Here is a 16,312-nt window from a genome sequence, read left to right as displayed (position 1 = left end):
GGCGATGACGACGAGCAGCGCGGTCCACGCCCACGGCGCGGACGCCGACGACCCCCGCCGGGTGCCGGCCGACCCGCGGGGGGTGGTGGAGTCGGAGGCGGCCCGGCTGGCCGCCTCGGGCACCGCCACGCCCGGGCCGTACCTGATCGGGGTCCGGCACCACGCCCCCTCGCTCAGCGCGGTCGTGCCCGCGCTGCTCGACGCCGCCCGCCCCGAGGTGGTGCTGGTGGAACTGCCCGCCGAGTTCCAGCCGTGGCTCGGCTGGCTGGCGGACGAGTCCACCGAGGCACCGGTCGCCCTCGCCGCCGCCCCCGGCGGGGCCGGGGGCGGCCCGGGGGAGCCCACGGGTGACGGTGCGTCCGGGCTCGCCTTCTACCCGTTCGCCGACTTCTCCCCGGAGCTGGCCGCGCTGCGGTGGGCCCGGCGCAACGGCGTGGAGGCGCTCGCCTGCGACCTGCCGCTCGCCCACCGGGGCCAGGGCCGTTCCGCCCACGCCGACGGCCCGGCCGACGCGCCGGGGGAGGGCGGCCACCCCGGGGTCGCCGACGCGCTGCGCCACCGGCTCACCGGCCGCGACGACGACGAGGACCTCTGGGACCGCCTGGTCGAGACCGCGGCCCCCGGCTCCACCCCGGAGGCCGTCCGGCGCGCCGCACTGCTGGTCGGCTGGGCCATGCGCCACGACGCCGCCGCCCGCACCGGCATAGACCGGTACGACCTGCGGCGCGAGGAGTGGATGCGGGCGCGCATCCGGGCCGCGGCGGCAGGCGGGCGGCGGGTCGCCGCCGTGGTCGGCGCCTTCCACGCACCCGCGCTGCTCGATCCGCCGACCGACCCACAGCCAGATCCGCGGGACGGTGTGAAGGTCGACCCGCACGCCGACCCACAGTCCGACCCGCAGGACGGTGCGGCGGCCGAGGCGCGGCCGGTGCCCGACGGCGGCCACGTCGTCTCGCTGATCCCCTACACCTACCCCCTGCTCGACGCCCGCTCCGGCTACCCGGCCGGAATCCGCGATCCCGAGTGGCAGCACACCGTCCTCGCCGCCGGCGGTGACCCGGAGCACCTCGCCGAGGCGCTCGTCCGCACCGCCGTCCGGATCTGCGAGGCCCTGCGCACCCAGGACCACCCCTCCGGCCCCGCCGACGCCCGCGAGGTCGTCCGCCTCGCCGGCGACCTCGCCCGCCTGCGCGGCCTCGCCGCCCCCGGCCGCGGCGAACTGGTCGAGGCCGTGCAGACCGTCCTCGCCCAGGGCGAACCGCTCGGCCGGGGCCGCGCCGTCGCCCGCGCCCTGGAGAGCGTCCTGGTCGGCACCCGCACCGGTCGCGCCGCCCCCGGCGCTCCGCGCAGCGGCCTGGCGCCCGCCGTCGAGGCCCTCCTCGCCCGGCTCGGCCTCCCCGGCCCCGCCGACACCGCCGAGGCCGGACCGCGCGAACTCCGCCTCGACCCGCTGCGCTCGGTCCTCGACCGCCGTCGCGAGCTGCTCCTCCACCGCCTCACCGCCTGCGCCGTCCCGTACGCCGAACCGGTCGCCACCACCGGCGCCGGAGGCACCGAGACCCTGGGCACCCGCTGGCGCGTGCAGTGGACCCCGGCCACCGCGGCGATGCTCACCGTCGCCGGCACCCGCGGGGTGACCCCGGCCCAGGCGGCCGAAGGCGCCCTGCGGGAACGCCTGCGCCGCGAACGGCAGGGCGACGGTCCGACCGCCCGCGAGGTCCTCACCGGCCTCGCCGAAGCCGCCGCCTGCGGCCTCCCCGCCCTCGCCGGCACCCGCCTCGGCCAGCTCACCGCCGTCCTCCCCGAGACCGCCGCCCTCCCCGAACTCCTCGACGCCCTCGCCCTCCTCGACCGCCTCACCGCGGGCCACGTCCCCGGTCTCGCCCCGGATCCGTCCGGCCCGGCCGACGAGGCCGATGCCGCGGCGGCCGATGCGCTCGGCGCACCCGGGCCGGCGCCCGCTCCTCCGGTGGGCGTTCGCCGGGCCGGGGCCTCCGCCTCCCCGTCGCCGGCCGGTCCGGTCGAGGGGGCCGCGGCCTCAGCCGACCTGAACCCGGTGTCCGCCGAAGCACTGGCGGCCGCAGGGGAGCTGCTGACCACCGCCGCGGTGCGTCAGCTGGAGGGCCTGGGCGGGTCGGACGATCCGGCGGACGCCCGTGCGCTGGTGGAGCTCGCGCGCCGGGCCGACCGCTCGGGCGGGGTCCGGCTCGGCCGGACGCTGGCCGAACTCGCCGACGGAGGGAGCCCGTTGGTCCGTGGTGCGGCGGGGGCGGTGCGGGTGCTGCTCGGCCAGGACGCTCCGACGGCGTTCGGGGGCCGGGCCGCCTCGTGGGTCGACGGTGCCACCGGCCCCGAAAGCCGGTTCGCACTCGGGCGCGCGCTGGTCGGGCTGCTGACGGCGGCCGAGGGGCTCTTCGACACCGCGCCCGAGGTGCTCGAACCGGTGCTGGAGCGGGTCACCACGTTGCCGGACACCGGCTTCCTGGACCGGCTGCCCGCGTTGCGCGGTGGCTTCGACACCCTCAGCCCGGCCGCCCGTGACCGGTTGCTGGTCCTGGTCGAGGAGCGGCTCGGCACCCGACTGCACGCCCTGCCCGACGCCGTTGCGCCCGCGCTGCTCGCCGGCTGGGCCCGCGCCGACCTCGCGGCCCGCGCCGCCCTGGGCCGGCGCGGCCTCCTCCCGGAGGCGTTCGCCGCGACGCCGGACCGCCCGGCTCCGGCCGCCACCCCTGCCGACACCGCCACCCCCGATACCCCCGACACCGCCACCATCTCTGCCCGGACCGACGCACCCGCCCAGCTCCTCGCCCCCGCCGAGCGGTGGCGGTTGCTGCTCGGGCGGCCGGGGAACGGCGGCCTCGCCGGACGGTCCGCCCGGCTCGCCACCGCGCTCGACGAGCTGTACGGCACCGGCCGCGGGGAGGGTTCCGGGCCGGGGCTGGAGGGCCGGGGCGGTGCGGGCGGCAACCGGGGCGGCCGGGAGGCGCCGTATCCGGGCGTACGGGAGTGGGGCGAGGAGTTGGCCGCGCTGTTCGGGCCGGGAATCCGGGAGGAGGTGCTGGCCGCGGCCGCGGCGCAGGGCCGGACGGACGCGCTGGAGGCGATCGACCCGGATGCCGTCCGCCCCTCCGTCGAGCTGCTCCGCACCGTGCTCGAACACGCCGGCGGGCTGCCCGAGGCACGGATCGCCGGACTGCGCCCGCTGGTGCGACGGCTGGTGGACGAGCTCACCCGGGAGCTGGCGACGAGGCTGCGCCCGGCGCTGACCGGGATCAGCGTCCCGAGGCCCAGCCGCCGGCCGGGCGGCGGGCTGGACCTGGACCGGACGATCCGGGCCAACCTCGCCACCGCCCGCCCCGCACGACCGGGGGACGAGCACGGCGGGACGGTGATCGTCCCCGAGCGGCCCGTCTTCCGGACCAGGGCCCGCAAGGCGGCGGACTGGCGGCTGATCCTGGTCGTGGACGTCTCCGGGTCGATGGAGTCGTCCACCGTGTGGGCGGCGCTGACCGCCTCGATCCTGGCGGGGGTGCCCGCGCTCAGCACCCACTTCGTCGCGTTCTCCACCGAGGTCGTCGACCTGACCGAGCGGGTGGACGATCCGCTGAGCCTGCTCCTGGAGGTCCGCATCGGCGGCGGCACGAACATCGCGAGCGGGCTGAAGTACGCGCGTGAGCTGGTGACGGTGCCGTCCCGGACGCTGGTCGCGGTGATCAGCGACTTCGAGGAGGGCGGCCCGGTCGGCGGGCTGCTCGCACAGACCCGGGCGCTGGTCGACTCGGGCTGCCGGCTGCTCGGCTGCGCCGCGCTCGACGACACGGGGACGGCGCGGTACTCGAAGGCGGTCGCGAGCCAACTGGTCGCGGCCGGGATGCCGGTGGCGGCGCTCAGCCCGCTCGAACTGGCCCGGTGGGTGGGGGAGAAGATCCGATGACGGCATCGATGGAAGCGGACACGACGTGGCCGGCGGTGCGGCCGGAGGTGGTCGCCGAGGTGGTCGGCGGGCTGTCGGCGCGCCTGCAGAAGCGGTTGGACGGTGCGGCCGCCAAGCTGGCCGCACGGCCGGTGGAGCGCGCCGGCGACGACTGGCGGGTCGCGGTGGACGAGGAGGCGGAGCTGGTCCTGCACGCGCCGGGCGGAGTGGTCGTCGACCAGGCCGGCGTCCGCTGCGGCTGCCTGCTCGCGCCCGCCTGCGTGCACCGCGCGGCGGCGGTCACCGTCTGCCGGCTCGCGGAGGACGAACAGGAGCCCGTGCCCCCGGCGGACGCCACGGCAGCGGTCACACCCGCAGGTGCCACGGCAGCGGCCGCACCGGAGGGCGTCACGACAGCGGCCGCACCGGCGGAGGCGGGCGGCGAACAGCCTCCGGCCGCCGCCCCCGGGCCGGACGCACCGCTCACCCCGGCCGAGTCGGCCGCCCTCCGGCACCTGCACCGGGCCGCCGCCGCCGTCCTCGCCGCCGGCGTCGGCGGGGCGGGGGCGGTGGTCCAGGCGGAGCTGCTCCGCGCGGGGCACCGGGCCCGGCTCGCGGGGCTCCACCGGCCGTCGGCGGCGGCGGTGGCCGTGGTGACCAGGATCCGCGCGGCACGTTCGGGCGAGCCGGACCACCGGCTCGCCGACCTGGTCGCGGCCGTGCGCGAGCTGCTCGAACTGACCACGGCCCTGGTGAACGGCCACGGCGGCACCGCCGACCTGCGCGGCACCGCCCGGCAGACCTACGCGGAGGCGGGCGGCCTGCGGTTGTACGGGCTGTTCTCCGAGCCGGTGCTGACGGCCACCCACGCGGGAGTGCTCACCTGGGCGGTGGACGCCACCGGGCGGCTGAGCACGATCGCGGAGGTCATGCCGCACGCCGATGCCACGGCCGCGGCACCGCAGGCCGTCGGCGCCGGCGGCCGGGCGGTCCGGCTGGGCGACGCGCTGCTCAGCCATCGCGAGTTCAGCCGTGCCGGGCTGGTCGTCCAGGGGGCGACCAGGTCCGCCAACGGGCGGCTCGGCGCGGGGGCCTCCGTGAAGGCCGTCCGCGCGGCGGGTGCCGCGTGGACGGCGGAGCCGGCGGCCGGCCTCTGGGCGGAGCCGGCAGCCACGCAGGTGGAGCGTGCCCTGTCGGCGGCGACGGTGCCGTACGAGAGCCGGCCGGCCGGAAGCGACCTGCTCTTCCTGGATGTCACGCTGCTCGGCGCCGCACCGCACGGTGCGGCCGGTCCGGTGCGGCTGCTCGCCGACTGCGACGGCCTGGTGGTCGCGCTGCGCGCGGCGCACGACCACCCGGGCCTGGCGTTCCGGGGCAATCTGGCGCTGCTCGCGACCGCGCCGGGCCTGCGGCTGCGGGTGATCGGCCGGCTGGAACGGGCCGCCCGCCCCGAACTGCGCCTGCTCGCGGTGGCCCCGGCTCCACTCGCCCCGGCCCCGGACGGGCCGGGACAGGCGGGGCTGCACGATCAAGTGGGCCTCCCGTCGCTGGCCCTTCCCGCCGACCGGGCGGGTCGGGTCAACCTGGGCCTGGAGCGGCTGCAGACCGCCGACCTCTCCCTCCCCGAACGCCTCGCCGGGCCGTTCCCGCAGCCCCTCCCGGGGCCCGTCCCCGAGCGCCTTCACGACCCGGCCGACCCCGTGGGCCCGGTCGGCCCCGTGGACCCACCCAGCCCCATGGACCCGGCCGGTACGGCCGTCTCGGTCCGGGCTTCGGACGGCTCCGACGCACCCGACGTCCCCGTCCACCTGCTCACCCGCCGGGTCGAGCAGGCCGTGACCGGCGGGCGGCCGGCGCTCGCCCTCGGCACGGGGAAGGCCGGGACGCTGGACGCGGACGGGGCATGGCTGCGGGCGGCGGGCCTCGCGACGGGGGCGCTGCTGCTGGGCGGGCTGTGCGCTGCGGCGGGGGACCAGCTGCGGGACGTGTTCGGCCGGGTGGTGGCGGATGATCACGAGGCGTTCACCACTGCGTGGCTGGCGGCGGCCTGCTACGGCGAGGAGCTGGCCTCGGCGCTCTGCGCCGGTGGCTGGGCGCGGCAGGGGGAGGAGGTCACGCCCGCCCCATAAGGAAAAGTACTTGTACAGGCAGGTAAACCGCGCCGAATGGCATACTTGGTGGACGGGAGACGTTCGACCGGTCGTCACACCATCGGCCCGGATCGGACACGTTACCGGCGCCGACACCAGTGACGGGACCGGGAAGAGAAGGGCGAGCCATGGGTATCCACGACGATGCCGCCGAGATCCGCGCCCGCGGGTGGCGTACGCTCGCCGCGCTGCACGGACTCATCGACACGGCGCTTGAGAAGGCGTTGCAGGCCGAGCACCAGCTCTCGGTGGTCGAGTTCACGGTGCTGGACGCCCTCTCCCGGCAGGACGGCTGGCACATGCGGATGCAGCAGCTGGCCCGTGCGGCAGCGCTGAGCAGCAGCGCGACCACCCGCCTGGTGACCAGGCTGGAGGACCGCGGCCTGCTCAGCCGCTTCCTCTGCGCGGACGACCGGCGCGGCATCTACACCGAGCTGACCCCGGAGGGACGCCAACTGCTCCAGGCCGCACGCCCGGTGCACGACGCCACCCTGGAGGCGACGCTGGCGAAGGCCACCGGGATTCCGGAGCTGGCCCCGCTCGTGAACGCCCTGGACGAGCTGGAGCTCACCCCCACCGCCCCGATCACCGCCTGACCCCGGTCCCACTGCCTGACCCCGGCCTCACCGCCTGACCCCGGCCCCATCGCCCGATCCCGGCCGCCTGACCCCGGCGCCGAGCCGTTCGGACCGCCGGGGTCGGCCCGGTGCCGGACGCCGCCTGGCGCCCGAGGCCGCCTGGCGCCCGAGGCCGCCGCCTTCCGCCCGCCGCCGGCTCGCGCCGGGAACGGGAAGGAGTGCCGCCCGGGTGAACCGCCCCCGCCGCACACCCGAGCGGACGCCCGGCAGCCCGGGCCGGTGGTAGGCATGGGCCGCATGGACTGGTTCGCCGCCCCCGAGTACTGGCTGAGCAGGCTGCTCGTGCAACGGCTGCTGGCCGCCGTCTACCTCACCGGATTCCTCGCCGCCGCCGCCCAGTTCAGAGCGCTGATCGGTGCCGACGGGATGCTTCCCGTGCCCCGCTACACCGCCCGGGTGTCGTTCCGCCAGGCCCCAGGTCTCTTCCACCTCCACTACAGCGACCGTTTCTTCGCCGCCGTCGCGTGGACCGGCGCCGCGGTCTCCGCCGGCCTGGTCGCCGGGCTGGGCGACGCCGTACCGCTCTGGGCCTCGGTACTCCTCTGGGCACTGCTCTGGGTGCTCTACCTCTCGATCGTCAACGTCGGCCAGACCTGGTACTCCTTCGGCTGGGAGTCCCTGCTGCTGGAGGCGGGCTTCCTGGCCGCCTTCCTCGGCAACGACGCCGCCGCCCCGCCCGTCCTGCTGCTGTGGCTGATGCGTTGGCTCGTCTTCCGGGTCGAGTTCGGCGCCGGACTGATCAAACTGCGCGGCGACAGCTGCTGGCGCGACCTGACCTGCCTGCGCTACCACCACGAGACCCAGCCCATGCCCGGTCCGCTCAGCTGGTTCTTCCACCACCTGCCCGCGCCGCTGCACCGGGTCGAGGCGGCGGCCAACCACTTCACCCAACTCATCGTCCCGGTGGGCCTCTTCCTCCCGCAGCCGGTCGCCACCTATGCCGCCTGCGTGATCGTGGCCACCCAGCTCTGGCTGGTCGCCTCCGGCAACTTCGCCTGGCTCAACTGGCTCACCATCACGCTCGCCCTCGCCGCCGTCGACCCCGCCCGGCTCGGCCTGCCCGTCCACCCGCGCACGTACGGCGGCACCCCCGGCTGGTTCGAGGCCGTGGTGATCGCGCTGGCCGTCGTCGTCGCCGTCCTCAGCTACTGGCCGGTACGGAACCTGGTCTCGCGCCGGCAGGTGATGAACCGCTCCTTCAACCGCCTCCACCTCGTCAACACCTACGGCGCCTTCGGCAGCGTCAACCGCATCCGCCAGGAGGTCGTCGTCGAGGGCACCGACGAGCCGACCGTCACCCGGCACACCGTCTGGCGCGAGTACGACTTCAAGGGCAAGCCCGGCGACGTGAGCCGCCTCCCGCGCCAGTACGCCCCCTACCACCTGCGCCTGGACTGGCTGATGTGGTTCGCCGGCATCTCGCCCGCCTACGCCCGGCCCTGGTTCCTGCCGTTCGTCGCGCGGCTGCTCACCAACGACCCGGCCACCCTGCGGCTGCTGCGCCACAACCCCTTCCCCGACGCCCCGCCGACCCACGTCCGGGCGACCCTCCACCATTACCGGTTCACCGATTGGCGCGAACTGCGCGAAACCGGAGCCTGGTGGCACCGGACGCCGCTGCACGAGTACCTCGCGCCGGTCACCCTCGACACCCTCGCCCGATCCGGCTACCGGCCGCCGCTCGGTCGGCGTACCCGGAGCGTGCCGGTGGAGGGCCTGCGCCGTCGGCCCGGTCACCCGCCCGGCCCAGCCCCGCACCACCCGCCCGGACCTCCCGGGTAGCGGCCAGGCGGGCGGTGTGGCACGCGACACCGGTCCGTCGAGCGGTGGGTGCGTGCAAGGCTCGAACGGGCACCCGTATTCTTGGCCTCCACAACCGGTAGGCCGACCGCGCACCCCCAGCCCCACCCGCCGGGGCCTCCGTGCGCACCCGGTCCGCCGTCCCCCTCGCCGCCCGCCCCGCCGCAGTCGCCCAGAACCGGACCTCACATGACAGTGCTTCACTCGCGCAACGCCGACGCGGCCGACGCCGCCGATGCCAAGGCCGTCGACGCCGCCACCGTGGCCGACGCCGACGCCAACGACGCCAAGGACGCCACGGACCTGGAGCAGACCCGCAGCCAGGCGGCGGACACCGACCTCCGCGAGGAGCTCGGCCGCTACGCCGAACTCGGCGCCTTCACCCTCACCGCCGAGACCCACGCCTGGTACGCGGCCGTCGACACCGTCGCCACTCCCGAGGACGCCCGCGCCGCCTCCACCGTCCTCGCCGAGCTGCGCGGTCGCGACCTCCAGCAGACCTGGGAGGCCGTCGCCGCCCTCGCCGCCGACGCCAAGCTCGGCGAGCCCGGTACCGTCGCCGTCGCCGCCCTGTTCGCCGAGACGCTCCAGCGCGTCCACCAGACCTCGTCCACCTTGACCGGTGCCGCCTACGAGGCCGACCTCGACGCGCTCGTCGCCGCCACCGCGGACCGCGCCTGGCGCCGTGAGCGCGGCATCAAGCTCTCCTTCTTCAAGGGTCGTGCACTGCGCAAGCAGGCCGCTGCGCTGGCCGCCGACGGCCGCAAGGCGCGCCCCGAGGAACTCCACGAGGCACTCGCCTCCGCAAAGATCGAGCGTCGCGCCTGGGCCGTCCTCGCCCCGTCCGGCGCCCTGCCCGTCCCGCCGGCCGACGGCGCCCTGGCCGAGCGCACCGCCGCCGCCTTCGAGGCCATCGGCACCGGCCTGCGCGACCTCGCCCGCCTGCTGCCCGAGCGTGACCTCGACGCGCTGCCGTTCGGCGAGCTCATCGACCTGGTCGAGCGCCTGGCCGCTGACGAGGGCACCCTCTACCGCATTCCCACCATCCGCTCCCTGCGCACTTCCCTGGAGGAGGCCGGCCTCGGCGACCTGCTCGCCGAGCTCACCGCCGCCCGCGCCGACCGCCGCGCCGCCGAGGCCGCCTTCAACGCCCGTCAGGCCCTGGCGGGCGGGCAGCGGGACGGCCTGACGGAGCGGGAGGACGCCGCCGAGGCGCTGGCCGAGGTGGAGGCCGTGGCCGAGGTCGAGGTGGAGGTCGAGGTCGCCGGGCCGGAGGCCGTCGAGGCGGCCGAGGCCGACGTCGAGGTGGCCGAGGTGGCCGAGGACGAGCAGCCCACGGCCGAGGAACCCGTCGAAATCCAGCCCGTCGTCACCCTGCCGGCGCCGTCCCCCGCGGCGGACGACCTGGTCGACATCACCCCGGTGAAGGCCGCGGTGGAGGTCGAGCACGCGGAGGAGACCGAGGTCGAGGCCGAACCCCTGGCCGAGGCCGAGTCGGTCGTAGCCGAGGTCGAGGCCGAGGCCGCCGTGGAGGTCGAGCCGGAGGTCGCGGAGCCGGTTGCTGTCGAGGTGCTGGCCGAGGAGACCGAAGCTGAGGCTGCTGCCGAGGTGCCGGAGCCGGTCGCCGAGGTCGAGCCCGCTGTCGAGGTTGAGGCCGAGCCCGTTGCCGAGGTGCCGGAGCCGGTCGCCGAGGTCGAGCCCGCTGTCGAGGTTGAGGCCGAGCCCGTTGCCGAGGCCGAGCTCGTTGTCGAGGTCGAGTCGGCTGTGACCGAGGTGTCGGAGCCGGAGGTTGTGGAGCCGGTTGCCGAGGTCGCGCCCGTCGTTGAGGCCGAGCCCGTTGCCGAGGTTGAGGCTGTGGCCGAGGTCGAGGCCGAGGCCGCCGTGGAGGTCGAGCCGGAGGTTGCGGAGCCGGTTGCCGAGGTGGAGGTCACCGAGCCGGAAGCGGTTGTTGAGGCCGAGGCCGAGCTCGCGGTGGAGGTCGAGCCTGTCGCCGAGGAGACCGAAGCTGAGGCCGCTGCCGAGGTGCCGGAGCCGGTCGCCGAGGTCGAGCCCGCTGTCGAGGTTGAGGCCGAGCCCGTTGCCGAGGTCGAGCCCGTCGCCGAGGTCGAGGTCGAGGTCGAGGCCGAGGCCGAGCTCGTCGTGGAGGCAGAGCCCGTCGCCGAAGCGGAGCCGGTTGCCGCTGAGGTGGTGGCCGAGGAGACCGAAGCTGAGGCCGCTGCCGAGGAGCCCGAGGTTGAGGCCGTGGCCGAGGTCGAGCCGGTTGTGGCTGAGGTGTCGGAGCCGGAGGTTGTGGAGCCGGTCGCCGAGGTCGAGGTGGAGCCCGTGGCTGAGGTCGGGCCGGTTGTGGCTGAGGTGTCGGAGCCGGAGGTTGTGGAGCCGGTCGCCGAGGTCGAGGTGGAGCCCGTGGCTGAGGTCGGGCCGGTTGTGGCCGAGCTGCCCGAGCCGGAGGCTGTGGAGCCGGTCGTCGAGCCGGAGGTCCCCGCCCGGGCCGAGAAGCCCGACTTCACGCCGGGCCGTCCTGTCACGGCCTACTCCGCCGACGAACTGCTCGCCGTGGTGCGGTGGGTGGACGGCGACGGTGTGGTTCGCAGCGAGGAGGAGCTACTGCGGGCCGCGATGAAGGAGCTGGGCTTCGCCCGGCTCGGCCCGCGCATCAAGGAGGCGCTGGGCGCCGCCGTCACGGCCGCGCGCGCCTGACGCCGACCCAGCTCTGTCTGCCTCTGACTCCTGACTGCCTCCGACTGCCTCCGACCGGCTCCGACCGGCTCCGACCGGCTCTGACCGGAGCGGCGGCAGGATCGCCGGTATCGCCCGCCGGATCGGTCAGGCGCCACAGCCGCAGGGCTGAAGGGTGACGGAAGGCGGCACCACCGAATTCGTACGGTGGCGCCGCCTTCCTGCGTGTCCGGGAATCCGTGCAGGCTGAGCGACGCGGGGCGGCGCGGGGCGGCGCGGGCACCTCCGTGCTCCTCGGAGTTAGAAGTCCGGGCGGACTTGGAGCGCTGCCAGGGCGGAGGGTGCTCGGTCGGGTCGCAACGACCGGCCGGGCATTCCGCCCCAGGCAATGGAGAGGCGAAGGTACTCGACCAGGGTGATGCCCGGACGGCCTTCGACTCCCCGGATGACCGGGTCGGCCGTCGCCTCCGCGAGGAGGATGTCGTGGGTCGAGCCGCTGATGTTGGCTTGTGCAGCTCGTCCGGGGCGAACGCGAACAGGAATCCAGCTTCCTCCGACCCGGGACGGTCCCGCAGCGGCTCACGGTGCCCGTCCCAGAAGTAGCGCAGGTGCTCGACGTCCGGCAGTACCAGCGGATCCGGGTACAGACCCGCGACGTCGTACTGGTCCCCCTCCGCCCAGGTCAGGTCCACCGTGGGGCAGTCCCCGGCGAACACCACCCTGCCGATGTGGCGAAGACAGGCGTCGAGGGCGAAGGGCAGGGCGCCGACCTCCCCGGCCAGTGCGTCCAGTTCGACGTGGTCGGCCGGCGTCGCGGCTTGAGCGCGTCCAGTCCCGCGATCGGGACCAGGCCGAGTTCCGTCAGTGCATCGCCGAGGCGGCCGACATGACGGTGGACCCTGCGCATCGTCTCCGCTGCGACGGTCGCGCAGTCCTTGGACAGGGCATCGGGAACCGGCCCGAGGCGGCGCATGTCCGCCCCCACGGCCTCGTGGTCACCAGCGGCATATCGCTGTGCGAAGGAGGTCATCCGGGGAGCCTGCCGGACGCGTGACCTGCGCTGCAAGCAGTCCCGTCGGCTCGCTGGTGCCGGGCCTCCGCCCGGCGCCGGCGTCAAGCGCTGTCGGACCCGGGGCGGCGGCGGGGTTGCCCCGGGGGCGCCCCGGGGCCCTTCGGCGGACCGGGGGAGCCCCGCCCTTCGGCGGACCGGGGGAGCCCCGGGGCCCTTCGGCGGACCGGGGGAGCGTTCCCGCTCAGCCCGCCTTGTTCCAGGGCGCGCTGGACATCAGCGCCTTGACGCTGGCGACGTAGCCGGGGTTGGGGATGGCCAGGCTGCCGGTGGTGGTGCCGGTGGCCGGGTCGGTGACCGTGTTGTAGTGCACGTTGCCCGCGCCCGCGTTGTAGGCGGAGACGACCAGGTCGAGTAGCGGCGTCTTGCCGGTGGCCGGGTCGGGGGAGAGGTCGTACTTCCCGCCGAAGGAGGAGTCGCCGTAGTAGGCGACCAGCCAGTCGAGCAGCTGGGTGCCGAGCTGGACGTTGCCGGGAAGCGTCTTCGGGTCGGAGGTCGTGCCGAACTTGCTGTTCATCCAGCTCACCGTGGCGGGCATGATCTGCATGGTGCCGATGCCGCCGTCACAGGCGAGGATGCCGGACTGCCAGCCGCTCTCCTGCCAGGCGATCGCCTTGACCAGGTTGACGGGCAGGGGCGGGAGCTTGTCGGTGCCGCCGCTGCTGAGGTTGAGCGTGCGGGTCTGGCCGGCGGCGGTGGTCAGCGCGGTGGCGACGGCCTCCTTGGGCTCGTCGGGCTGCGGCTTGCTCGGCGTGCAGCCGCTCTGGAGCGGCGGGACGTGCGGGGTGGCGGGCGCGGGCGGCGGCGGGGGCGCGACCGGCCCGGGCTTGGGGGTCGGCGCGGGCGCCGCGACCGCCACCGGAGCGGGGGCCGGTGCGGCCTTCGGGGCGGGGTCGGCGGGCTTGGCGGTGGTGGGCTTGGCGCTGCTCGCCGAGGCGGTCGGGCTCGGCTTGGCGGTCTTGCCGGTCGTCGCACTCGGCGAGGCGCTCGCGCTCGGAGAGGCGGTGGCACTCGTCGTCGCGCTGGGCGAGGTGGTGGCCGTCGGCGCGGTGGTCGGCGGGGCGTCCGTGACGGTGGCCGCCGCAGGTGCCGGCGGTCCCCCGGCGGTGTCGTCCGCCTTCTTGCTGCCGCAGCCCGTCAGCAGTGCCGTGGACACGGCCGCCGCCGACACCAGGACCAGCGCCTGCCGTGAAGCACGCACCTTCATGTTGTTCCGCCCCCCTGTGTCACCGGCCGTCCCGGCGAGAGGGCGACATCCTACGATGGTCGGATCATCGCCCTGACCGGTGGGCCTGCCATGGGTCCGGCGCGAAACTCACCGCCGTTCGTGCCCGTGCGTCGACGCCCGTGCCAGCTGCTCCGCCAGGAATCCCGGCGCCTCCACCAAGGACGGTCCGTACCAGGTCAGATGGCGCCCGCTGACCAGCGCGGCCGGGACACCGGGGAACGCCTCGGGGCCGTCGTTCGCGGTGAAGCGGTACGGCTCGTCCGGAAGGACCACCAGGTCGGCTTCCGCGGCGAGCAGTTCGGGCAGCGGGACGGCGGGGTACCGCTCGGGGTGGCCGGCGTGGATCAGGTCGACGCCGAGGCGCCCGAGCAGGTCGCCGGCGAACGTGTCGCGGCCGAGCACCATCCAGGGGCGGCGCCAGATCGGCACGACGGCGCGGAGCCGGTCGGCGCCGGGCAGTGGCCGGACGGCGGCCCAGGAGGCTTCGGCGGCGTCGAGCCACGCCGGGCGGGGCAGGCCGCAGCCCGCCGTCAGGAGGCGGTGCAGCGAGGAGAACGCCTGATCCAGCGTGCGGATGTCGGTGACCCAGACGGCCAGACCGGCGGCCCGCAGCGCGTCGAGGTCGGGCCGGCGGTTCTCCTCGTCGTTGGCGATGACCAGGTCGGGGGCGAGCGCGGCGATCCGGTGGACGTCCGGGTTCTTGGTACCGCCGATCCGCTCCACGGCCAGGTCGGCGGGGTGCGAGCACCAGTCGGTGGCGCCCACCAGCAGCCCCGGGGCGGTGACGGCGACGGCCTCGGTCAGCGAGGGGACCAGCGACACCACCCGCCTCACCGGCCCCGGTCCGAGCGGTACGGGCAGCCCGAGGTCGTCCACGGGGGGACCGGAGGGATCGCGGGGCGGGAGAAGGGTCTGCGGCACCCGCCCACCGTAAGGCCTGCCCACCCCCACTCCGCCCACCCCCCACTCCGCCCCCGCCCGGCACCGGCCCCCGCCTCCCGTCTCCCGCCCCCTCCTCCCGGCCCATGGAGTGCCCGCGGCCGGTGGTGGACTACCGTCGGCCCATGGACGACGCCGAGCCGATGACCTTCCCGCCGCAGCCGGTCCGGGGCGTACGTGCGGTGTACGCCCGTCAGGCCGGCTGCCCCTGCGACCTCGCCGACGTCACGGTGGACTTCGAGCCCTGGGAAGAAGGCTTCGTCCTGGAGGTCGCGCGCGACGCCACCGTGGTCGGCAGCCCCACGCCGGGCGAACTGGCCGGGTACCACGCGGCCCTGGCCGCCGGCATGCAGGAGGAACTGGCCGGACGGACGGCCGCGGGCCGGGTGGCGGTGGCCGTCGTCGTGCACCGCACCGTCGTGCACGACGTCGACTCGCGCGACCGGTCGTTCCACGCCGCCGGGCGCATCGCGGTACGCACGGCCCTCGCCCGGCTGGACGGCCCGCCGCCCCGGCCCTGCCACCGCCCCGCCTGACGCGGGTACGTCGGCCCCGGCCCTGCCACCGCCTCGCCCGGCCCTGCCGCCGCCCCGGCCGGGCGTGACCGGCCCTGCCTGCCGCTCCGAACGATCCTCAAGTCCCGGGAACCCGGCGGGGGTGGCGGCCGACTACCTGGTCCGGGTTCGTAGGACGGGCCCGAGCACGACCATTGACCAGGAGAGTTCTCATGCGCCCTCGCGTGTTCTGCGGTATCGCGGCCGCTGTTGCCCTGTTCGCCACGGCGTGTGGGAGCGGCGGTGGAGGGAGCACGGACGGAAGCGGCGGCGGTGGCGGGCAGACCGCCGCCGTCGGCGCGTTCCCGGTGAAGGTGGCCGACTGCGCGGGCAAGGAGACCACCGTCAAGCAGGCGCCGAAGAAGATCGTCACCAGCAACGCCGCCGGCCTGGAGATGCTGCTCCAGCTCGGTGCCGGGGACCGCGTGATCGGCACGGGGTTCCCGCCGGGCAAGGGCAGCCTGCCGGCGTCGATCGCCGAACAGGGCGCCAAGGTGCCGGTGCTGGGCGAGATGGGGATCGCCAAGGAGAAGCTGCTCGGCTCCGGCGCCGACCTCTACGTGGACGCCTTCGGGTCGATGCCGATGATGGGCGGCGCGGGCGCCGGGCCGGGCGAGGAGGAGTTCACGGCGGCCGGCATCCAGCACGTCTACCTCCTCTCCACCGCCTGCTCCGGCACGCCCAAGGCGGCCAAGGGGACGCGCACCGACCTCGCCGAGGTCGAGAACGACCTGCGCCGGCTCGGCGCGGTCACCGGCACGGGCGCCAGGGCCGAGGAGCTGGTCACCGGGATGGAGCGGACGGTGGGCGAGGTGCGCACCGCGACCGCCGGTGTCCCCGCCGACCAGCGGCCCGGCTACTTCTTCTTCGACTTCGACGCCGGCACCAAGCAGCCGGTCGCCGTCTGCGGCCGGCAGGTCGCCAACGCGGTGATCACCCTGGCCGGCGCGCGCAACGTGTTCGCGGACTGCGACGCCGACTTCAGGCCGGTCTCCTGGGAGGACGTCGTCGCGAAGAACCCGGACTGGATCCAGCTCGCCGTCCGCACCCGCGGCACCGAGGAGGAGACCCGCAAGGCCTTCGACGAGGCCGAGGCGTTCCTGAAGGGCTTCCCCGCGACCCAGGGCCTGAAGGCCGTCAAGGACGGCAGGTTCCTGCGGATCGGGTCCGAGGTCACCACCATCGGCGGGGTCCGCAACGCCGACACCGTCCGGCAGATCGCCGCCACCGTGCACCCGGACCTCGTCAAGAACGGCCGGTAGGCCGTGACACCGGCAGGCACCGGCGCCACCAACACCGCCCCCACTACCACCGGCGCCACCACCACCGGCGCCAGCACCGTCAC

The 16,312-nt window shown here is 75.8% G+C and carries 9 protein-coding genes; 7 read left to right on the top strand and 2 right to left on the bottom strand.

The window, feature by feature from the left end:
- Positions 1–4 precede the first annotated feature (4 nt).
- The 5 genes from J5Y04_RS02170 (at position 5) to J5Y04_RS02150 (ending at position 11,198) form a co-directional block, all read left to right on the top strand.
- The gene (locus J5Y04_RS02170; protein ID WP_209409605.1) at positions 5–3,934 is read left to right on the top strand and encodes a DUF5682 family protein; all 3,930 of its coding nucleotides are present in this window, start codon (positions 5–7) and stop codon (positions 3,932–3,934) included.
- Positions 3,931–6,042 carry a hypothetical protein gene (locus J5Y04_RS02165; RefSeq protein WP_245203970.1) on the top strand — a complete coding sequence of 704 codons (2,112 nt, stop codon included), beginning with the start codon at positions 3,931–3,933 and terminating at the stop codon, positions 6,040–6,042. The genes J5Y04_RS02170 and J5Y04_RS02165 overlap by 4 nt, the downstream gene beginning before the upstream one ends.
- 149 nt (positions 6,043–6,191) lie before the next feature.
- On the top strand, positions 6,192–6,659 hold the full coding sequence (locus J5Y04_RS02160; RefSeq protein WP_209409603.1) for a MarR family winged helix-turn-helix transcriptional regulator: 468 nt from the start codon (positions 6,192–6,194) through the stop codon (positions 6,657–6,659).
- Between the two features lie 279 nt (positions 6,660–6,938).
- Positions 6,939–8,483 (top strand): lipase maturation factor family protein, encoded by a 1,545-nt coding sequence (locus J5Y04_RS02155; RefSeq protein WP_209410037.1) that lies wholly within the window; start codon positions 6,939–6,941, stop codon positions 8,481–8,483.
- Positions 8,484–8,690: 207 nt separating this feature from the next.
- Complete coding sequence (locus J5Y04_RS02150) at positions 8,691–11,198, top strand: hypothetical protein (protein ID WP_209409601.1); 2,508 nt, start codon at positions 8,691–8,693, stop codon at positions 11,196–11,198.
- A 1,232-nt stretch (positions 11,199–12,430) separates the two neighbouring features.
- Here J5Y04_RS02150 and J5Y04_RS02145 read toward each other — a convergent pair.
- Entirely contained in the window at positions 12,431–13,447 is a 1,017-nt protein-coding gene (locus tag J5Y04_RS02145; RefSeq protein ID WP_209409599.1) for a lytic transglycosylase domain-containing protein, read from the bottom strand.
- 114 nt (positions 13,448–13,561) lie between these two features.
- Positions 13,562–14,350: a helical backbone metal receptor gene (locus J5Y04_RS02140; protein ID WP_307852885.1), complete on the bottom strand. Its 789-nt coding sequence runs from the start codon at positions 14,348–14,350 to the stop codon at positions 13,562–13,564.
- A 188-nt stretch (positions 14,351–14,538) separates the two neighbouring features.
- Between J5Y04_RS02140 and J5Y04_RS02135 the strand changes: the two genes are divergently transcribed.
- Complete coding sequence (locus J5Y04_RS02135; protein WP_209409591.1) at positions 14,539–14,949, top strand: hypothetical protein; 411 nt, start codon at positions 14,539–14,541, stop codon at positions 14,947–14,949.
- Positions 14,950–15,140: 191 nt separating this feature from the next.
- On the top strand, positions 15,141–16,229 hold the full coding sequence (locus J5Y04_RS02130) for an ABC transporter substrate-binding protein (protein ID WP_209409582.1): 1,089 nt from the start codon (positions 15,141–15,143) through the stop codon (positions 16,227–16,229).
- The last annotated feature ends 83 nt before the right edge of the window (positions 16,230–16,312 follow it).

It is taken from the genome of Kitasatospora sp. RG8 (assembly GCF_017813315.1).
Classification (GTDB): Bacteria; Actinomycetota; Actinomycetes; order Streptomycetales; family Streptomycetaceae; genus Kitasatospora.
Note: the sequence above shows the minus strand (reverse complement) of the source record. Positions and strands in the feature narration are given on the sequence as shown.